19 protein-coding genes and 2 pseudogenes are annotated in these 18686 nt (G+C 71.5%); 10 read left to right on the plus strand and 11 right to left on the minus strand.

Going from position 1 to position 18686, the window contains the following annotated elements; genetic code table 11:
* The coding region (locus Q5762_RS40065) for a helix-turn-helix domain-containing protein (RefSeq protein WP_399495299.1) at positions 1-92 on the minus strand (92 nt) is incomplete at its 3' end.
* A 122-nt stretch (positions 93-214) separates the two neighbouring features.
* Between Q5762_RS40065 and Q5762_RS29870 the strand changes: the two genes are divergently transcribed.
* Positions 215-499, plus strand: coding sequence for a hypothetical protein (locus Q5762_RS29870; protein ID WP_315895388.1), 285 nt, complete (start codon positions 215-217; stop codon positions 497-499).
* Here Q5762_RS29870 and Q5762_RS29875 read toward each other — a convergent pair.
* The 3 genes from Q5762_RS29875 to Q5762_RS29885 all read right to left on the minus strand — a co-directional run bounded on the left by Q5762_RS29875 (position 496) and on the right by Q5762_RS29885 (position 3736).
* On the minus strand, positions 496-1281 hold the full coding sequence (locus Q5762_RS29875) for a DUF6227 family protein (RefSeq protein ID WP_315895389.1): 786 nt from the start codon (positions 1279-1281) through the stop codon (positions 496-498). The genes Q5762_RS29870 and Q5762_RS29875 overlap by 4 nt on opposite strands.
* A 143-nt stretch (positions 1282-1424) precedes the next feature.
* Positions 1425-2531 (minus strand): P1 family peptidase, encoded by a 1107-nt coding sequence (locus Q5762_RS29880; RefSeq protein WP_315895390.1) that lies wholly within the window; start codon positions 2529-2531, stop codon positions 1425-1427.
* 26 nt (positions 2532-2557) lie between these two features.
* A complete protein-coding gene (locus Q5762_RS29885; protein WP_315895391.1) occupies positions 2558-3736 on the minus strand; it encodes a low temperature requirement protein A in 1179 nt (392 codons plus the stop codon).
* A gap of 252 nt (positions 3737-3988) precedes the next feature.
* Here Q5762_RS29885 and Q5762_RS29890 point away from each other — a divergent pair.
* The 3 genes and pseudogenes from Q5762_RS29890 to Q5762_RS29900 form a co-directional block, all read left to right on the plus strand.
* Positions 3989-4262, plus strand: a pseudogene (locus tag Q5762_RS29890) ((2Fe-2S)-binding protein); the annotation flags it as partial.
* A pseudogene (locus Q5762_RS29895) lies at positions 4259-4680 on the plus strand (hypothetical protein). The pseudogenes Q5762_RS29890 and Q5762_RS29895, both read left to right, overlap by 4 nt.
* Before the next feature lie 42 nt (positions 4681-4722).
* Complete coding sequence (locus Q5762_RS29900; RefSeq protein WP_315895392.1) at positions 4723-4944, plus strand: hypothetical protein; 222 nt, start codon at positions 4723-4725, stop codon at positions 4942-4944.
* A gap of 19 nt (positions 4945-4963) precedes the next feature.
* On the opposite strand, the gene Q5762_RS29905 is transcribed toward Q5762_RS29900, so the two are convergent.
* The 6 genes from Q5762_RS29905 to Q5762_RS29930 all read right to left on the minus strand — a co-directional run bounded on the left by Q5762_RS29905 (position 4964) and on the right by Q5762_RS29930 (position 10818).
* On the minus strand, positions 4964-5512 hold the full coding sequence (locus tag Q5762_RS29905; RefSeq protein WP_315895393.1) for an MscL family protein: 549 nt from the start codon (positions 5510-5512) through the stop codon (positions 4964-4966).
* A 123-nt stretch (positions 5513-5635) separates the two neighbouring features.
* Positions 5636-6190, minus strand: a complete 555-nt coding sequence (locus tag Q5762_RS29910) for a hypothetical protein (RefSeq protein ID WP_315895394.1) — start codon at positions 6188-6190, stop codon at positions 5636-5638.
* A 143-nt stretch (positions 6191-6333) separates the two neighbouring features.
* The gene (locus tag Q5762_RS29915; RefSeq protein ID WP_315895395.1) at positions 6334-7185 is read right to left on the minus strand and encodes an S-methyl-5'-thioadenosine phosphorylase; all 852 of its coding nucleotides are present in this window, start codon (positions 7183-7185) and stop codon (positions 6334-6336) included.
* Positions 7186-7274: 89 nt separating this feature from the next.
* The gene (locus Q5762_RS29920) at positions 7275-7622 is read right to left on the minus strand and encodes an FmdB family zinc ribbon protein (protein WP_315895396.1); all 348 of its coding nucleotides are present in this window, start codon (positions 7620-7622) and stop codon (positions 7275-7277) included.
* 68 nt (positions 7623-7690) lie between these two features.
* On the minus strand, positions 7691-9010 hold the full coding sequence (locus Q5762_RS29925; protein ID WP_399495296.1) for an MFS transporter: 1320 nt from the start codon (positions 9008-9010) through the stop codon (positions 7691-7693).
* Positions 9011-9255: 245 nt separating this feature from the next.
* Positions 9256-10818, minus strand: coding sequence for a potassium/proton antiporter (locus tag Q5762_RS29930; protein WP_315895447.1), 1563 nt, complete (start codon positions 10816-10818; stop codon positions 9256-9258).
* A 271-nt stretch (positions 10819-11089) separates the two neighbouring features.
* On the opposite strand from Q5762_RS29930, the gene Q5762_RS29935 reads away from it, so the two are divergent.
* Entirely contained in the window at positions 11090-13813 is a 2724-nt protein-coding gene (locus tag Q5762_RS29935; RefSeq protein ID WP_315895397.1) for a penicillin acylase family protein, read from the plus strand.
* Here Q5762_RS29935 and Q5762_RS29940 read toward each other — a convergent pair whose 3' ends face one another.
* Positions 13814-14407 carry a 5-formyltetrahydrofolate cyclo-ligase gene (locus Q5762_RS29940; RefSeq protein WP_315895448.1) on the minus strand — a complete coding sequence of 198 codons (594 nt, stop codon included), beginning with the start codon at positions 14405-14407 and terminating at the stop codon, positions 13814-13816.
* 104 nt (positions 14408-14511) lie between these two features.
* On the opposite strand from Q5762_RS29940, the gene galU reads away from it, so the two are divergent.
* From galU to Q5762_RS29965, 5 genes are all read left to right on the plus strand, one after another.
* Positions 14512-15414 (plus strand): UTP--glucose-1-phosphate uridylyltransferase GalU, encoded by a 903-nt coding sequence (gene galU, locus Q5762_RS29945; protein WP_315895398.1) that lies wholly within the window; start codon positions 14512-14514, stop codon positions 15412-15414.
* Between the two features lie 124 nt (positions 15415-15538).
* The gene (glp, locus tag Q5762_RS29950) at positions 15539-16810 is read left to right on the plus strand and encodes a gephyrin-like molybdotransferase Glp (protein ID WP_399495300.1); all 1272 of its coding nucleotides are present in this window, start codon (positions 15539-15541) and stop codon (positions 16808-16810) included.
* Positions 16811-16867: 57 nt separating this feature from the next.
* Complete coding sequence (gene moaC, locus Q5762_RS29955; protein WP_315895399.1) at positions 16868-17356, plus strand: cyclic pyranopterin monophosphate synthase MoaC; 489 nt, start codon at positions 16868-16870, stop codon at positions 17354-17356.
* Entirely contained in the window at positions 17353-18027 is a 675-nt protein-coding gene (locus tag Q5762_RS29960) for a molybdenum cofactor biosynthesis protein B (RefSeq protein WP_399495297.1), read from the plus strand. The genes moaC and Q5762_RS29960 overlap by 4 nt, the downstream gene beginning before the upstream one ends.
* Entirely contained in the window at positions 18024-18647 is a 624-nt protein-coding gene (locus tag Q5762_RS29965) for a GNAT family protein (protein WP_315895400.1), read from the plus strand. Before Q5762_RS29960 ends, Q5762_RS29965 begins: the two co-directional genes overlap by 4 nt.
* Positions 18648-18686 lie beyond the last annotated feature (39 nt).

The following is an 18686-nucleotide window of genomic DNA, read 5'->3' on the forward strand; positions in this document are numbered from 1 at the left end:
AACGGAATCTTGCCGTCCAACGCCCACTGACGAAGCGTCATCGGGTGTATCCCGAGACGCTTCGCAGCCTTGGACATGCGCAGCAACTCCATGCCCTCAACTATACAGGCACAACACTAGGGATAACTAATGAAGTTGATGAGCCTGCTACGAACTGGTCTCGCGGCTACGCCTGAGGGGCTGCCACCACGCCGCCCACGCCGTCGTCTCCGCCGTGGTCGACCGGGAGCGGCCGCCGGACGACCTGCTCTTCATCCAGCCGTGGGTGTACCGCTGGGGGCTGCTCTTCGAGTACTCGATCACCGCGTACTGGGTGGGTGGCCACGCCGCCTCGCTCGCGGCCTGCGACCGGCTGCTGGCCCTGCCGGACCTGCCCGAGCCGTACCGCGAACAGACCCGCACCAACCGGGAGTTCGCGGTACGCAAGCTCGTGCCGGCCCCGCACCCGGCGGTGGAGCCGGCCCCGCACGCACCGGAACCGGCCCCACGCGCCCGCTAGCGCACCCGGGCGCGGTGCTCCATCGCCTCGCGGGCCGTGTGCTCGTCGCCGTAGACCTCGCACATGTGGCGGCCGTCCGGCGTCGCCGTGTGCTCCACCTCCCAGAGGCTCAGTTCGGTGCCGTCGAGCAGCAGGAACGCGTGCTCGTAGAGCGTGAATCCGGCGTCCCGGCCGCCCTCCATGGGGCACAGGCGGCCGAACGCCTGCGTGATGTGGTGGGCGAACGCGACCCGCAGCCGGCGCGCCGTCTCCTCGCCGGGCCGGTCCGGGTTCTCCGCGCGGCGCAGCACCCGGCGGGCGTGGTCCGGGGAGTTGTCCGGGACGTACATCCGGGGCTGCCTGGGTATCGGGCGCGACAAGAGCGCGCTCAGCAGTTCCAGGTCGTTGTCCTCGTCGAACTCCGGACCGGCGGAGTGGTCCACGCCCCGGCCCGGGGAGAACCGGGCCGGCAGCCGGGAGGCGGCGAGCCGGGCGTCCGCCTCGTCCGCGTACAGCTCGTGCCGCTCGGTGCCGTCCCGGCCGGAGTTGTGTACGAGCTCCCACAGGCCGAGCGCCGTGCCGTCGGCGAGCAGATAGGTGTGGCGGTACGTGGTGCGGTGCAGCGACGCGCTGTGGTGCGAGGAGTGCAGCGCGCTGGAGTGGGCGAACGCGGTCTCCAGTCGTTCGATCGTGGTGTCGGGCAGGTCGAAGGAGTTGAGCGCCCGGCCGAGGAGCCGCTCAAGGTGCGTCTCGGTCGTCTCGTACGGATCGTCCGGATCGTACGGATGCTGCGGATCGTTCAAGAGGGTCTCCAGGCCGTCGCCGCATGTCACTTGGTGCTTGCTTAACGTAGTCCCTGGGTCTGGCATCGTGTCCGGGTTCGGCAAAACGAAGGGGGTGTGCGGGAAGTTCCCACCCGCCGGTCGTCGTTCGTCGGCTGTTCGTCTCAACTCCTCTTGTTGGAAAGGGAGTTGATAGTGGCGTCGGGGCCGTACAGCTCGCGGTGCGCGGGGAAGTCTCCGCCCGGTCCGGCCACCCCCTCGATGACGTCCCGGACCGCCTTCACGATCGCCCGGGTCACCGCGTCCGCGCCCGCCGCGAGGATGTCGTTGAGGGCGAGCGGCCCGCCCTCCGGGGGCAGCGGGCGGTCGCCGGTCGCGAGGGCGAAGACGGTGTCGCCGTCGTTGAGGAGGTGCACCGGGCGGACGGCGCGCGCGATGCCGTCGTGCGCCGTGCCCGCGAACTTCTGCGCCTGCGCGCGGGTCAGGTCGGCGTCGGTCGCCACGACCGCGAGGGTGGTGTTGAGGGGCGGCGGGGTGTTCCGGGCCCGCGCCTCGGCGAGCAGCCGCCGGGCCGCCTCGTGCACGGCCGGGTCCGGGTAGGCGGGGCGTCCGCCCTGGAAGTACTCCCCGTACAGGACCCCGGTCTCCGGGTCGAGCGCCGAGCCGACCGCGTTGACGACGACGAGCGCGCCGACCGTGATCCCCGACTCCAGGACCGTGCTCGCCGTGCCGACCCCGCCCTTGAGCCCGCCGACCACGGCCCCGGTGCCCGCGCCGACCGCGCCCGTCTCCACGCGCGCGTGGAGCTCCGTCGCGGCGGCGGCCTCCACCGCAGCGCGTCCCGTGGCCGCGTCAGGCCGGGCCGAGAAGTCGCCGCCCCGCCCCAGGTCGAAGACACAGGCGGCGGGGACCACCGGGACCACGTGCGAGGGCTCGGGCCCGACCCGTACCCCTCGCCCCCGCTCCTCCAGCCAGGCCATCACCCCACCGGCCGAGTCGAGCCCGTACGCGCTGCCGCCGGTCAGGACCAGGGCCTCGATCCGCTGGACGAGGTTGCGGGGGTCGAGGGCGTCGGTCTCCCGGGTGCCGGGGCCGCCGCCGCGCACGTCCACGGCCGCCACCGCCCCGCCCTCCGGGGCGAGGACGACCGTGGTCCCGCTCAGGGCCCCGGCCCCCTCCACGCGCGCGTGGCCGACGCGCAGCCCGGTCACGTCCGTGATCGCGTCATGGTTCGACATCGTGGTCTCGGTCTTGGCCGTCGTCTGGGTCATGGTCCTTGCGTACCACGGGCGTTCGGTCAGTGGCCGGGGCCTGTGCCGTGCGAGGCCGGATTGCGCGCGGCCAGCGTCACTCCGACCGCCACCGTCGCCGCCGCGACGAGACCCGCCGCCAGGACGGCCCAGCGGCCGGCGAACGTGCACATCAGGATCGCCAGCGCCGAGACGGGCAGGATGAGCTGCTGGGCGATGCCGGCCTTGAAGTAGCGCGCGTGCAGCAGCCACACGCAGAGCAGGAAGACCGCGGCGGGGATCGTCACCGCGGAGGAGGCGGCGAGGGTGGAGATGTGGGCCTTGCCCACGGCCTGCTCGACGGCGACCTCGATGCCGGCGCCGATGGCGGCGGCGGAGCCGAAGATCAGGTAGTGGCCGTACCCCCAGAGGAAGGCCTGCCGGTTGGAGGCGAGGCGGAGGTGGGCCGGGGAGGCGAAGTAGATCCACCAGGCGGCGTAGACGATCAGCAGACCGCCGGCCGCGATCGGGAGCAGCTTGTCGAGGGCGTCGTACTCCGCGACACCCGTCTTCACGGCGATGGTCGCCGCCGCGATCGTCTCGCCCAGCACGATGATCGTGAACAGGCCGTACCGCTCGGCGATGTGGTGCGGGTGCCAGTGGGTGCTGACGGCCTTCTCCGCGAACGCGGGGACCGCCAGCTCGGCGACGATCCCGGCGAGGAAGATCCAGGTGCGGGCGGATTCCGGCGCCCAGAGGAGGGCGGTCCAGCCGATCTGGCAGAGCAGCACGCCGCCCGCGTACCGGCGGCACATCGTGCGCTCGGCGGGGTCGGTGGCGTGGTGTGCGGCGCGCAGCCACTGGAAGGCGAGGGCGATCCGCATGACGACGTAGCCGAGCACGGTGATGAGGAAGTCGTCCTCGAACGCGCGGGAGATGCCGGCGGCGAGGATCAGGACACCGGCGATCTGGACGAACGTGACGACGCGGTAGAGGGTGTCGTCGTTGTCGTACGCGGAGGCGAACCAGGTGAAGTTCATCCAGGCCCACCAGATGGCGAAGAAGAGCATCGCGTAGTGGGCGGTCCCGTCGGCGGCGTGGTGCTCGGCGACCGCGTGCACGAGCTCGGCGCCGGCCTGGGCGACGGCGACGACGAAGCAGAGGTCGAAGAAGAGTTCGAGCGGCGTGGCGGCCCGATGCGCCTCGCCACGAGACCGCGCGATGAGCGGCTGGAACGGTTGCGTCATGCACCCCACAACACCAGAACGCACGCCTCACGGCCGGCTTAGGCACGCGGGACTCCCGTCCACGGGTCGCCACCGCTGTGGGGTTCCGCAGGGTGATGGGGGTCCCCTTGCTCGGGGGGAGGGCGGGCCCACCCCCCGGGTGCCCGGGCCGTTCAGGCCCCGTCCACGACGCCCCCTCCGGTGCCCGTACGGCCCGTGACTGACGGGACCTCCGCCCGGCGGGGTCGCGACCATGGCCTCTGACCTCCCCCCTTCGACGCCCGTACGGGAGAGGTGACCGCCGACCGCCGGCCCGCCACCCCGGGCGCTGCCCAAGGTGCTCCTGGTGGAGGAGGTCGACGGCAGCGTCTGGGCCGTCGGCACGACCCGCTCCGGTGAGAGCGCCCGGGAAGGCCTGTGCCGCCAGCTCGGCGAGGACCGCCCCGACCTGGCCGAGCGCCTCGGCTGCCCGGGCGCCTCGGCGGGCGGCCCGGCTACGAGGGCGACGGGGACGCGGGCCGCGGCCACGAGGAGTGAGCGGACATGACCGACGCCCCCTTCCCCCGCGCCCCGGACGTCCCCGACCGCGCCCCGGGCGCCCCCGACCAGGCTCCCGGCGCCGGCCCCCAGTACCCGCCGCTCCCCGCCTACACCCCCGGGAGCGCGCAGCCCCGCTTGAACCGTCCTGTCCGTGAGCGCTACCCGCAGATCCGGCCCACCAGCGGCTACGGCGACCCCCGGGTCCGCCACACCGGCCCCGGCCCGGGCGCCGGTACGGAGCAGGGGCCCGAGCGTTCCTCGAAACCGAGCGCGCGCCTGGCGCTGGCCCTCACGGTCGGCTGACGATCGTCGTCGACGAGTGGATGGCGGGCGACACCGGCACGGCCTGGTGGGGAGCCGGCTTCCTCGTCCTGTCGTTCCTCGTCGTGCTCGGCCTGTGGCTGCTCGATCCGAAAGACCGCTGATCGGGGCGGTTCAGGGCCGAAATCCCGGCGTACCCTGGAGGTATGAGCACCGCCCCCGCCCACGGACCGCGAGACGCGAAGCAGCCCGGCAAACAGTCCACCCCCGAGAACACCACGAAGCCGAAGCTGATCTTCGACGATCCACTGGACCAGCAATCCGCGGACGATACGGACCGCGGGTGGGGCGAGCGGCCTCTCGGCGGCAGCGACAGCTCCGCGGATCTCGCGCGCTTCCTCGAAGAGAAGCCGCCGCACCACCTCTGATGCCGGTGCGAGTCGCCGGCTAGGGGGTGGGGTGCGTCCCCGTCCCGGATCCGGAGCCCGTCCCGGATCCGGAGCCCGTACCGGAACCGCCGCCCGTCCCGGAGTCGCCGCTCGGGCCGCGCTGTGCGACGAGCACGTCGCGGATCTCCTTGAGGACCTCCAGCTCGCTGATCTCCAGCGTCTCCTGGACGCCCTCCTTCGCCCTGTCGTGGGCGGCCCGCTTCGCCAGGTACTTCGCCATGGGCAGCACCATCAGGAAGTAGACGACGGCGGCGGTGATCAGGAAGCTGAGGATCGCGCTCAGCACCAGGCCCCACATGATCGGGATGCCGGCGACCGCGTTCCCCGCGTCGTCGACGACACACGGGCCCTTCAGGCAGGACCGGTAGCTCTCCAGGTCCTTGGTGCCGAAGGCACCCACCAGCGGGTTGATGACGCCCTTCACCACGGAGTTCACGATGTTGGTGAACGCGGCACCGATGACGACCGCGACCGCCAGGTCGATCACATTGCCGCGCGTGAGGAAGGCCTTGAAGCCTGCCATCACGCTTTCCTTCTTCGGGCTCACCCGGCTGCCTTTCGTCGCATGTGCGGTTACGTGTGCAGTTAGCGCAGCCATTAGGCCGCGAACGGTGCAGAGCCGTCCAATCCGTACACACGCAACGGTTACTTGACAGACAGTCAGTGCGAATCAGCACAGTGTCACCGCCAACCGGGACGTGACACCCGCACCCGCCAGAGCAGTCGCCGTGGGCCGTGGAACGGACAGGACGACGAGCGCTCCGCCGTCCGAACGAGTCTCAGCCGTGCGCGGAACTTCGGCCACCCGAGCGCCCGTAGCCACGACGCGGGCCTCACCGGCCCCGCCCATCGGCGAGTTGGGCGCGGCGATCACGTCGACCCGGTCCCCGGGCCGCAGCAGCCGCACGGTCGCCGCGTCGGCGATCCGTACCGGCGCCGACACCAGCCGCACCGCTGGCGCGGGGCGTTGCTCCCGTACCGGCGCCGTCGGCGGCGGGTCGGCCGAGACCTCGCCCCCGCCCGCCACCGCCAGCGCGGCCGCGCTCATCGCGAGGATCGCCGCCGGTGCCCGCCCCCTGCGCCGCAGCGCCCGTCGCAACCGCTGCCGCCCGCCCCGTACCCGCAGCGGCTCGAACGGCGGGACACCGATCGGCGCGGGAACGGGCGAACGCTCGAGAGGAGGGGAGTCGAGAGAAGGAAAGTCGAGGGAGTGAGAGGTCGTCATCGCGGACACCGCCTGTCGGGAGTCGAGTTCGAGTCGAGCCGAGTCGAACGGCTCGCTCCCACCATCCCGGCCCGACGAGAATCCCGCTCCCGCCTGTGGATCAACCGCCCACTGTGGACAACTCCCTCACTCCCCAGGGGGATTCACGGCAGCTCGATCCCCAGGTCCCAGCCGTCGTGCGCATGCGTGCACAGGCAGTCCCGGTCCGCCGTGTCCGGCAGCGCGCCCACCGCGTCGAAGAGCACCTCCCGCAGCCGCCCCACGTTCTCGCCGAACACCCGCAGCACCTCGGTGTGCGAGACCCCCTCACCCGTCTCCGCGCCCGCGTCCAGGTCGGTCACAAGGGCGAGCGAGGTGTAGCAGAGCCCCAGTTCGCGGGCGAGGACCGCCTCCGGGTGCCCGGTCATGCCGACCACCGACCAGCCGGCCGCCGCGTGCCAGCGCGACTCCGCGCGCGTGGAGAACCGCGGCCCCTCGACGACGACCATCGTGCCGCCGTCCACCGGGTCCCAGCCCTTCCCCCGGGCCGCCTTCAGCGCCACCCGGCGCCCGTCGGGGCAGTACGGGTCGGCGAAGGTGGTGTGCACGACGTTCGGCACGGCCCCGCCCCAGGCCGCCGGCAGCGGCTCCCCGTCGAAGTACGTCTGCACGCGTGCCTTCGTGCGGTCGACCAACTGGTCCGGTACGACGAGGGTCCCCGGCCCGTACTCCTCGCGCAGTCCGCCCACCGCGCACGGCCCGAGCACCTGCCGTACGCCCACCGAGCGCAGCGCCCACAGGTTGGCGCGGTAGTTGATCCGGTGCGGCGGCAGGCTGTGGCCGCGGCCGTGCCGGGGCAGGAACGCGACCCGCCGCCCCGCGACCTCGCCGAGGAGGAGCACATCGCTCGGGCTGCCGTACGGGGTCTCCACGGCCACCTCCTCCACGTCCTCCAGGAAGGAGTAGAGCCCCGAGCCGCCGATCACACCGATGTCCGCAAATGCCTTGGTCGCCATGGCGGTCACATTAACGGCCCGCGAAACGCCGAAAGCCCTACCGCGCACAGCGGTAGGGCTTTCGTAAGAACTTGGATCGAGCGTCTTCGTCAGGCGGCCGAGCTGGAGCTCGACGAGCTCGACGTGCTCGAAGTCGACGACGAGGTCGAACCCGACGAAGACGAAGCGCCCGGCTTCGAGTCCGAGGACGACGACGAGGAGGTCGTCGAGGTCGACGCCGCGGCGGACTTCGACGACGAGGGGGAGCTGGAGCTCGACGAGCCGCGGCTGTCGTTCCGGTAGAAGCCGGAACCCTTGAAGACGATGCCGACCGCCGAGAACACCTTCTTCAGGCGTCCCTTGCAGCTCGGGCACTCGGTCAGCGCGTCATCGGTGAACTTCTGCACCGCCTCGAGGCCCTCGCCGCACTCGGTGCACTGGTACTGGTAGGTCGGCACTTGTCTTCCTCCTGGCACTCACACTCATCGAGTGCTAACGACGATCCATAGTGACGTATTCCGCCGGTTCAGTCCACCGTCACCGGCACTCGGTGACCGATACCACGTGCCGCGACCCGCCCCGAAGGCCGGGGGGTCAGGCGCGAGCGGAGCGCGAGGAGCGTGGCGAGCGCGAGCGCCGTGCCCACCAGCGGCACCAGGAATCCGGTGCTCGCGCCGTGCTCGTCGGCGAGCTGTCCGGCGACCGTCACGGCCGCCGCCTGCCCCAGTGCCACGGCGCCGGTGAGCCAGGTGAAGGCCTCGGTCCGGGCGGAGGCCGGGACCAGGGTCTCGACGATGGTGTAGCCGGTGATCAGGGCCGGGGCGATGCACAGACCCACGACCAGACCCAGGGCGCCGAGCAGCAGTACGGAGTGCGCGGACCAGAGCAGCGAGGCGGCCACGGTCAGTCCGGCGTACCCGAGGATCAGGCGCTTGCGCGGGCCGATCTTCCAGGCGATGGCGCCGCACGCGATGCCCGCGAGCATGTTGCCCGCGGCGAAGATCCCGTAGAGCAGACCGTTGGCGCCGGGGTTGCCGATCTCCTCGGAGAACGCGGTCAGCGAGACCTGCATGCCGCCGAAGACCGAGCCGATGCCCAGGAAGGCGACGGCCAGGACGCGGACGCCGGGGATGGAGAGCGCGGAGGCGTGCGGCTCGGCGGCGGCCGCCGCGACCAGGCCGAAGGCGGGCTGGGTGCGCCGCTGGGCGGCGAAGAAGAGGCCGCCGAAGAGGGTCAGCGCCGCTTCGGCGATCAGGCCGGCCGCCGGGTGCACGCCGGTGCTGAGCGCCGTGGCGAGGACCGGGCCGACGACGAAGGTGAACTCGTCCGTGACGGACTCGAAGGCCGCGGCCGTCGGCATCAGCGGGGAGTTCTCCAGCTTCGCCGCCCAGCGGGCGCGGACCATCGGCCCGATCTGCGGGACGGAGGCACCGGCCGGTACGGCGGCGAGGAACAGGGCCCACATCGGGGCGCCGGCCAGCGCGAGCACGACGAGCAGGGAGACGGCGACGGAGTGGATCAGTACGCCGGGGATCAGGACGGCGCGCTGGCCGAAGCGGTCGGCGAGCCTGCCGCTCTGCGGCGCGAAGAGCGCCATCGAGACGCCGGTGGCGGCGGCGACGGCGCCGGCGCTGCCGTAGGAGCCGGTGGTGTGCTGGACGAGCAGGACGATGCCGATCGTCAGCATCGCGAACGGCTGCCGGGCGGCGAAGCCGGGGAGCAGGAAGGACAGGGCTCCAGGGGTACGGAGGAGCTGCCCGTATCCGGCGCGCTTGCGGGCCTTGCCGGGCTTCCCGCCCTTGCCCGCCGTCTGCGCAGACGCGTCAGAAGTGACCGTGGACACCACGGTCCTTGCCTTTCTGCCGCCTGGTAGCGCGCCCCGTGCACGGTGGTGCGGGCGTAGCCGAGAGCTGTCCTCTTGCGCGGAACTGCGGTAGATACCGGACCCCTGCGGAGGGCTGCTCGGCCGCCATACGGTCGCGCCAGCTCTGCGTCAGGCAGAGTTGGTTCGATCAAGTGTGCCTTCATGGTACAGGGAAGGGCGTCCTCCCGCCTGGGAAAACGCCCTTCCTCGCGAATCTACGCCTGTGATTAACCGGACGTTCGCTTGGTGAAGGGCAGATGCGGCCAGTGCGCGTGCCCCTTGGGCTCGGAGACCGCCGTCGCGCCGCCCGTCCCGAGCCAGCCGGCCAGCTTGCCGCCCTGCCCGACGGCCCGCAGCCGCCGCTCGGTGGCGTCCCGTACCGGATCGGTCGCGACGACGAGCAGCTCGTCCCCGCGCCGCAGCACCGTCGCCGGACTGGGCACGAAGCTCTTCTCCTCCCGTACGACTAGGGTGACCGCCGCTCCGGCCGGCAGCCGCAGCTCGGCGACCTCCACGCCGTGCATCTTCGAGCCGTCCGGGATGGCGACGGACAGCAGGTGTCCGCGCAGCCGCTCCAGCGGGGCGGACTCGACGCCCAGGTCGGCGGCCTCGGAGGAGTCGCCCAGCTTCAGCGCCCGCGCGAGCCAGGGCAGCGTCGGCCCCTGGACCAGCGTGTAGACGACGACGAGCACGAAGACGATGTTGAAGACGCGTTCGCTGCCTTCGATCCCGGACACCAGCGGGATCGTGGCCAGGATGATGGGGACGGCTCCGCGCAGGCCGGCCCAGGACATCAGGGCCTGTTCCTGCCAGGGGATACGGAACGGCAGCAGGCTGACGAAGACCTCCATGGGCCGCGCCACCATGGTCAGGACCAGGCCGATGATCACCGCCGGCCAGAAGTCGTCGACCAGCTTGGACGGGGTCACGAGCAGCCCGAGCAGCACGAACATGCCGATCTGGGCGATCCAGCCGAGCCCCTCGGCGAAGCCTCGGTTGGCCGGGGCGTGCGGCAGCTTGGCGTTGCCGAGGACCATCGCGGCCAGGTAGACGGCGAGGAAGCCGGAGCCGTGGGCCAGGGCGCCGGCCGCGTACGCCACCACCGCGATGGCCATGACGGCGATCGGGTAGAGGCCGGAGGCGGGCAGGGCGATGTGGCGCAGGCCGAGGGCGCCGAGGAAGCCGACCCCGAGGCCGATCGCGGCGCCGATGGCCAGCTCCATGGCGATGGTGCCGACCAGGACGTACCAGCTGTCGACCGGACCGACCGTCGAGAACGCGACGACGAGGATGACGACCGGGGCGTCGTTGAAGCCGGACTCGGCCTCCAGGACACCGGTGACGCGTGCGGGCAGCGGGACCTTGCGCAGGACGGAGAAGACGGCGGCGGCGTCCGTGGACGAGACGACCGCGCCGATGATCAGCGCCTGCCGCCACTCCAGGCCGACCAGATAGTGGGCGGCGGCCGCCGTGATGCCCACGCTCACCGCGACGCCGACGGTCGACAGCACGACCGCCGCGGGCAACGCGGGTTTGATCTCCTTCCACTTGGTGCCCAGGCCACCCTCGGCCAGGATCACCACCAGTGCGGCATAGCCGATCACCTGCGTCAGTTCGGCGTTGTCGAAGGCGACGTTGCCGATCCCGTCCTGCCCTATGGCGACCCCGATCCCGAGGTACAGGAGCAGGCTGGGGAGCCCGCTGCGGGACGAGATCCGCACCGCCGCGACGGCGATGAGCAGGACGAGGGAGCAGATGAGCAGGAGTTCGTTGAGCTCTTGGACAGTCAGTGGCCGATCCTTCCCCTCACGTGCGGCCGGATCGTTCCTCCAGCAGCCGGTACTTCGTTACCTTACCTAATCTTTAACGCTTTCTTGATGCCCCCCTTGCGCCCCCTCGATCGCCAGTGCGATCTTGGCGGCCCTTCCTCCAGACCTTCCTCAAGACCTCGCTCCAGACCTTCCTCAAGGCCTCCTTGGGACACCGCGTCCCGGCCGCTCGGACGCTGCGCCTAAGGTTGCTCCCGTACTCCAGGACCACCCTGCCCCTCGAAGGACAGCGATGCCCTCCAACACGACCGCGCCCCCCGCCAAGAAGAAGGGGCGGCGAGCCCGCCTGATCGTCCTCGTCCTGGTCCTCGCGCTGGTCGCGGGCGCGGGCTACGGCGGGTACTGGGGCGTCAGCACCGTCCGCGGCTCGTTCCCGCAGACGACGGGCGATATCCGGCTCGACAGCCTCTCCGGCGAGGTCGAGGTGAAGCGCGACGCCTACGGGATCCCGCAGATCTACGCCGACACCGAGGCCGACCTCTTCCGCGCGCAGGGCTACGTCCAGGCGCAGGACCGCTTCTACGAGATGGACGTACGCCGTCACATGACGGCCGGCCGCCTCTCCGAGATGTTCGGCAAGAGCCAGGTCGACACCGACGCGTTCCTGCGCACGCTTGGCTGGCGCCAGGTCGCGCAGCAGGAGTACGACAAGGTCCTGTCGGCGGACACGAAGAAGAACCTCCAGGCGTATGCCGAGGGTGTCAACGCCTATCTCAAGGGCCGGGACGCCTCCGACGTCTCCGTCGAGTACGCGGCGCTCGCCTTCACGAACGACTACGAGATCGAGCCCTGGAGCCCCGTCGACTCGGTGGCATGGCTCAAGGCGATGGCGTGGGACCTGCGCGGCAACATGCAGGACGAGATCGACCGCTCCCTGATGACGAGCCGGCTGAGCCCGGCGCAGATCAAGCAGCTGTACCCGGGGTACCCGACCGACCTGCACCAGCCGATCATGCAGAACGGCGCGGTCGACAAGGGGGCCGGGAAGTTCGACCCGAAGGCCACGGCGTCGAAGCACGACGACGGTGACGGCAGTGGTTCGGGCGACGCGCTGCGGGGCGCGCAGACCCAGCTGGGCGCGCTCTCGAACACGCTCGACGAGATCCCGGCCCTGCTCGGCCCGAACGGCAACGGCATCGGCTCGAACTCGTGGGTCGTCTCCGGGAAGTACACGACCTCCGGCAAGCCGCTGCTCGCCAACGACCCGCACCTCGCGCCGATGCTGCCGTCCCTCTGGTACCAGATGGGCCTGCACTGCCGCTCCGTCTCGGCCACCTGCCGCTACGACGTCTCGGGCTACACCTTCTCCGGTACGCCCGGCGTGATCATCGGCCACAACGACACCGTCGCCTGGGGCCTCACCAACCTCGGCGCCGACGTCACCGACCTGTACCTGGAGAAGGTCTCGGACGAGGGCTACGTCGTGGACGGCAAGGTCAAGCCGTTCAGGACCCGCGAGGAGACCATCAAGGTCGCGGGCGGCGGCGACCGGAAGATCACCGTCCGCTCGACCGAGCACGGCCCACTGGTCTCCGACCGCTCCTCCGAACTGGAGAAGGTCGGCCAGAAGGCCCCCGTCGGCAACGCCGCCCCGGACCGCGGCACCGGCTACGCCGTCTCCCTCCAGTGGACCGCGCTGCAGCCCGGCAGATCCATGGACGCGATCTTCGAGCTCAACCGCGCCAAGAACTTCAAGCAGTTCCGCGCCGCGGCCAAGAACTTCGAGGTCCCCTCCCAGAACCTGATCTACGCCGACGCCGAGAACATCGGTTACCAGGCGCCCGGCAGGATCCCGGAGCGCGCCAAGGGCGACGGCACGGTACCGGCGCCCGGCTGGGACTCCTCGTACAAGTGGAAGGGCTACATCCCGTACGACGAGCTGCCGTACGAGCTGAACCCCTCCCGCGGCTACATCGTCACCGCCAACCAGGCGGTCGTCGACAGGGACAAGTACCCCTACCTCCTTACGGAGGACTGGGGATACGGCTCCCGCAGCCAGCGGATCAACGACCTCGTCGAGTCGAAGATCAAGGACGGCGGGAAGGTCTCGCCCGACGACATGCGGACCATGCAGATGGACAACCGCAGCGAGATCGCGACCCTGCTCAACCCGCTCCTGCTGAAGATCGACATCTCGGACCCGTACGTCCGCGAGGCGCAGAAGCTGCTCGAGGGCTGGGACTACACCCAGGAGCCCGACTCGGCCGCCGCCGCGTACTTCAACGCGGTCTGGCGCAACGTCCTCAAGCTCGCCTTCGGCGACAAGCTGCCCAAGGAGCTGCGGGCCGAGGGCGACTGCATCAGCGTCCGCCCGGCGGACCTCACCGGCCTCCCGGTGGACGAGCAGAACAAGCGGGTCCGGGAGTGCGGCGAGCGCGACGCGGACACGGCGCAGCCGGACGGCGGCGACCGCTGGTACGAGGTGGTCCGCCCGCTCCTCAAGCAGGAGAACAGCGAGTGGTGGAAGACCGAGGCCAACCGCACGGACCAGGCCACCGAGACCCGTGACCAGCTGCTCGCGCGCGCCATGGAGGACGCCCGCTGGGAGCTGACCGCCAAGCTCGGCAAGGACGTCTCCACCTGGAGCTGGGGCCGGCTGCACCAGCTGACCCTGCAGAACCAGACCCTCGGCACCGCGGGACCGGGCTTCGTCCAGTCCCTGCTCAACCGCGGCCCGTGGAACCTGGGCGGCGGCGAGGCGGCGGTGAACGCGACCGGCTGGAACGCGGCCGGCGGCTACGAGGTCATCTGGGTGCCGTCGATGCGGATGGTCGTGAACGTCGGCGACTGGGACCGGTCCCGCTGGATCAACCTGTCCGGCGCCTCGGGGCACGCGTACCACGACAACTACACCGACCAGACCGACAAGTGGGTCAAGGGCGAGCTGCTCGACTGGTCCTTCGGCAAGGCGGCGGTCGACGCCTCGACGAAGGACACGCTGGTCCTGAAGCCGTAGCTACGGGGCGAAACGGATGACCCCCTCCGGGGTCACCACCGCGTGCACGGGGTGGTCGTGCGGTTCCTCCGGGACCCGGGCGACCACCTCGTTCGCGTACAGGAGGACGACGAGGGCGGGGTCCGCGCCCGCCCGGGCGAGCCGGGCAAGGACGCGGTCGTACGAGCCGCCGCCCCGGCCGAGCCGCATCCCGCGCTCGTCGACGGCGAGCCCGGGCAGCAGGACCACGTCCGCCGCGCACACGGCCTCCGGGCCGAGCCGCGGACCGGTCGGTTCCAGCAGGCCCCGGCCCGCCTTCGCCAGCTGCTCGGAGCCCTCGTACGCGGCCCAGTCGAGGTCGTTGTCGGGCAGCAGGACCGGCAGCAGGACGCGGACGCCCCGGGCACGCAGAACGTCCAGCAACGCGCGCGTGCCCGGTTCGCGGCCCACGGACACATAGGCGGCGACGGTGGCCGCCGTCGCCAGCTCGGGGAGCTCCCGCGCACCCCGCGCGAGCAGCTCGCCGGCGGATTCGACATCATGGCTGGTCAGCTGGGCGCGGAGGGCCAGGAGTTGGCCGCGCAAGACGGCTTTTTCGGGCATGTCGGTCATCATCGGGTCATCACGTGGCTTCACGAACCTCTCGTAAGTGTCTTTATGCACAGAAAGTTAATCGGAGCCCCATCTTCGTCTCATTCCGAACGGCTATGGTGCTCCGCATGACTCAGTCGCCTCCCAGGATCAGCAAGGCTGTCATCCCGGCCGCCGGTCTCGGCACGCGCTTCCTCCCGGCCACCAAGGCCACCCCGAAGGAAATGCTGCCGGTCGTCGACAAGCCCGCGATCCAGTACGTCGTCGAGGAAGCCGTCGCGGCCGGACTCTCGGACGTCCTCATGATCACCGGTCGTAACAAGCGTCCCCTGGAGGACCACTTCGACCGGAACTACGAGCTGGAGGAGGCGCTGGCCCGCAAGGGCGACGAGAAACGCCTCTCCAAGGTGCAGGAGTCGAGCGACCTCGCCACCATGCACTACGTGCGCCAGGGCGCCCCGCGCGGCCTCGGGCACGCCGTGCTCTGCGCGGCCCCGCACGTCGGCGACCAGCCCTTCGCCGTGCTGCTCGGCGACGACCTGATCGACCCGCGCGATCCGCTGCTTTCCCGGATGGTGGACGTCCAGGAGCGCGAGGGCGGCAGCGTGATCGCACTCATGGAGGTCGAGCCCTCGCAGATCCACCTCTACGGCTGTGCGGCGGTCGAGGGGACGGCCGACTCCGACGTCGTGAAGGTGACGGACCTCGTCGAGAAGCCGGACGTGGACGAGGCGCCGAGCAACTACGCGATCATCGGCCGTTACGTACTGGATCCGGCCATCTTCGGGATACTGCGTGAGACCGAGCCGGGCCGGGGCAACGAGATCCAGCTGACCGATGCCCTGCAGAAACTCTCGCAGGACGAGAAGATCGGCGGCCCGGTGCACGGCGTCGTCTTCAAGGGCCGGCGCTATGACACCGGTGACCGTGGCGACTATCTGCGTGCCATTGTCAGACTGGCGTGCGAACGTGAAGACCTGGGACCGGACTTCCGGACCTGGCTCCGCAAGTACGTCAGCGAGGAGATGTAGCACCTTGAGCAGCAGCACGGCACCGGTGCCAGGGGATCCGGCGGCCGACGAGGCCTCGACCACGGAGGCGGTCGGCGACACGTCGGGTGATCCCTGCGCCGGGCCGTCCCGTGGCCTGTGGTCGGTGGACGAGCACCTGGCGGACATCCTCGGGGCGGTCACCCCGCTCGAACCGATCGAGCTGCAACTCCCCGACGCCCAGGGCTGCGTCCTCGTCGAGGACGTCACGGTGCCGGTCGCGCTGCCCCCCTTCGACAACAGCTCCATGGACGGCTACGCGGTGCGGGTCGCCGATGTCGCCGGTGCCACCGAGGAGTTCCCGGCGGTCCTGACCGTCATCGGTGACGTGGCGGCCGGGGCCGGCGGCCTGCCGACCGTCGGCCCCGGCGAGGCCGCCCGGATCATGACCGGCGCCCCGCTGCCGCCCGGCGCCGAGGCCGTGGTGCCGGTCGAGTGGACCGACGGCGGTACGGGCGGGGGAGCGGCGAGCGGGATGCGCGCCGCCAGCGCCGCCCCCGAGGGCGCGGGCGGCGAGGTCCGCGTCCACCGGTCCGCCGAGGCCCGCGCGCACGTCCGCGCGCGCGGCAGCGACGTCCAGGCCGGCGACCTGGCCCTGGAGGCGGGCACGGTCCTCGGGCCGCCGCAGATCGGCCTCCTTGCCGCCATCGGCCGCGCCACCGTGCGCGTGCGTCCCCGCCCGCGGGTCGTCGTGATCTCGACGGGCAGCGAACTGGCGCAGCCCGGCGAGGAGTTGGGCGAGGGCCAGATCTACGACTCCAACAGCTTCGCGCTGGCCGCCGCCGCGCGCGACGCCGGAGCCATCGCGTACCGGGTCGGCGCCGTCACCGACGAGGCCGACACGCTGCGCGCCACCATCGAGGACCAGCTGATCCGCGCCGACCTGCTGGTCACCACCGGCGGCGTCAGCGTGGGCGCGTACGACGTGGTCAAGGAGGCGCTGACGGCGGAGGGGCAGTTCGAGGGGCAGGTCGACTTCCGCAAGCTGGCCATGCAGCCGGGCAAGCCGCAGGGGTTCGGGACGATCGGTCCGGAGCACACGCCGCTGCTCGCCCTGCCGGGGAACCCGGTCTCCTCGTACGTCTCCTTCGAGCTGTTCGTCCGCCCCGCGATCCGGGCCCTGATGGGCCTGCACGACCTCCACCGGCCGACGGTGCGGGCCACGCTGGCCGCCGACAAGGCGCTGACGTCCCCGGCCGGCCGCCGCCAGTTCCTGCGCGGCACGTACGACGCCGGGTCCGGCACCGTCACTCCGGTGGGCGGAGCGGGCTCGCACCTGATCGCCGCGCTCGCGCACGCCAACGCGCTGCTCGTCGTACCGGAGGAGAGTATGGAGGTGGCGCCCGGCGCCGACCTGGACGTGGTCCTCCTCGGCTGAGGAGGTCCTGGTGGCGGTACCGTGGCGTCCCACACAGCGACCGGGAGTGTCACGGCCATGAGCACGCAGCAAGGACTCACCCACATCGACGAGGCGGGTGCGGCCCGCATGGTCGACGTCTCCGCGAAGGACGTCACGGCGCGGACCGCGCGCGCCAGTGGCCGCGTCCTCGTCTCGCCGCGCGTGATCGAGCTGCTGCGGGGCGAGGGCGTCCCGAAGGGCGACGCGCTCGCCACCGCCCGGATCGCCGGGATCATGGGCGCCAAGAAGACCCCGGACCTGATCCCGCTCTGCCACCCGCTGGCGGTCTCGGGCGTGACGCTGGACCTCACGGTCGCGGACGACGCCGTGGAGATCCTGGCGACCGTGAAGACGACGGACCGCACCGGCGTCGAGATGGAGGCCCTGACGGCGGTCTCGGTGGCGGCGCTGACGGTGGTCGACATGATCAAGGCGGTCGACAAGGGCGCGGTCATCTCCGACGTACGGGTGGAGGAGAAGACCGGCGGCAAGTCGGGCACGTGGACGAGGACGACCGAGTCATGACGACGACGGACGCCACAGCCACATCCACGGCCACAGCCACAGCGACGGCCGGGCTCCACGCGCAGGCGCGGGCCGGACGGGTGGGCGAGACGCACGGGCACGACGCACACGCGGCCGGGGCCACGGCCCCGGCGGACGAGACCGCGCCCGGCGCCGTCGGCGCCGCCACGGGCAGCGCCCTCCTCTCCGCGTACTCCGCGCTCGTCGTCACCGCCTCCAACCGCGCCGCGGCCGGCGTGTACGAGGACAAGGGCGGCCCGCTGATCGCCGAGGGCCTGACGCGGCTGGGCTTCGCGGTCGACGGACCGCAGGTCGTGCCGGACGGCGCGCCCGTCGAGGCGGCGCTGCGGGCCGGGATCGAGGCCGGGTACGACGTCATCCTCACCACCGGCGGCACCGGCATCTCGCCGACCGACGAGACCCCCGAGGTCACAGGCCGGGTCCTCGACCGCGAGATCCCCGGCATCCCCGAGGCGATCCGCGCGTACGGCCGGGAGAAGGTGCCGACGGCGGCGCTCTCGCGCGGCCTGGCCGGGGTCGCGCGCGGGACGCTGATCGTGAACCTGCCGGGTTCCTCGGGCGGGGTCCGTGACGGCCTCGCCGTACTGGAGCCGCTCCTCGTCCACGCCGTCGACCAGATCCGCGGCGGCGACCACCCGAGACCGTCATGATCCCGACCTGGCCCGTGGTCCTCGCCGACGGCGATGTCGTGCTGCGGCCGATAAAGCTGCGGGATCAGCGGGCCTGGCGCGAGGTGAACCGGCGCAACCGGGACTGGCTGCGCCCCTGGGAGGCGACGATCCCGCCGGCGGCGCCGGGCGCCCCGGTCGCGCAGCGGCCGACGTACCGGCAGATGGTCCGCCATCTGCGCGGCGAGGCGAACGCCGGCCGGATGCTGCCGTTCGTGATCGAGTACCGGGGAGAACTGGTCGGTCAGCTGACGGTGGCGGGGATCACCTGGGGCTCGATGTGCTCGGGCCATGTGGGGTACTGGGTGGACAGCGCGGTGGCGGGCCGGGGCGTCATGCCGACGGCGGTCGCGCTCGTGACCGACCACTGCTTCCGTACGGTAGGGCTGCACCGGATCGAGGTCTGCATTCGCCCGGAGAACGTTCCGTCGCGCCGGGTCGTGGAGAAATTGGGATTCCGGGAGGAGGGGCTCCGCCCGCGCTACCTCCACATCGACGGGGCCTGGCGGGACCATCTCGTCTTCGCGCTGACGGCCGAGGAAGTCCCCGGCGGGCTGGTGCGGCGCTGGCACCAGGCACGTCCTTCCCATCCCGCCCAATGAAATAAATGTTCGAATTCAATCAGCAGTTGACCACCAATC

Origin of the sequence: Streptomyces sp. P9(2023) (assembly GCF_032436795.1) — a bacterium.
Classification (GTDB): Bacteria; Actinomycetota; Actinomycetes; order Streptomycetales; family Streptomycetaceae; genus Streptomyces.

Coding starts and splice junctions, on each gene's coding strand:
- Q5762_RS29880 (WP_315895390.1), bottom strand. CDS start 2,531: ATGACCCAGACGACGGCCAAGACCGAGACCACGATGTCGAACCATGAC.
- Q5762_RS29885 (WP_315895391.1), bottom strand. CDS start 3,736: ATGACGCAACCGTTCCAGCCGCTCATCGCGCGGTCTCGTGGCGAGGCG.
- Q5762_RS29900 (WP_315895392.1), top strand. CDS start 4,723: ATGAGCACCGCCCCCGCCCACGGACCGCGAGACGCGAAGCAGCCCGGC.
- Q5762_RS29910 (WP_315895394.1), bottom strand. CDS start 6,190: ATGACGACCTCTCACTCCCTCGACTTTCCTTCTCTCGACTCCCCTCCT.
- Q5762_RS29915 (WP_315895395.1), bottom strand. CDS start 7,185: ATGGCGACCAAGGCATTTGCGGACATCGGTGTGATCGGCGGCTCGGGG.
- Q5762_RS29935 (WP_315895397.1), top strand. CDS start 11,090: ATGCCCTCCAACACGACCGCGCCCCCCGCCAAGAAGAAGGGGCGGCGA.
- Q5762_RS29940 (WP_315895448.1), bottom strand. CDS start 14,407: ATGATGACCGACATGCCCGAAAAAGCCGTCTTGCGCGGCCAACTCCTG.
- galU (WP_315895398.1), top strand. CDS start 14,512: ATGACTCAGTCGCCTCCCAGGATCAGCAAGGCTGTCATCCCGGCCGCC.
- moaC (WP_315895399.1), top strand. CDS start 16,868: ATGAGCACGCAGCAAGGACTCACCCACATCGACGAGGCGGGTGCGGCC.
- Q5762_RS29960 (WP_399495297.1), top strand. CDS start 17,353: ATGACGACGACGGACGCCACAGCCACATCCACGGCCACAGCCACAGCG.
- Q5762_RS29965 (WP_315895400.1), top strand. CDS start 18,024: ATGATCCCGACCTGGCCCGTGGTCCTCGCCGACGGCGATGTCGTGCTG.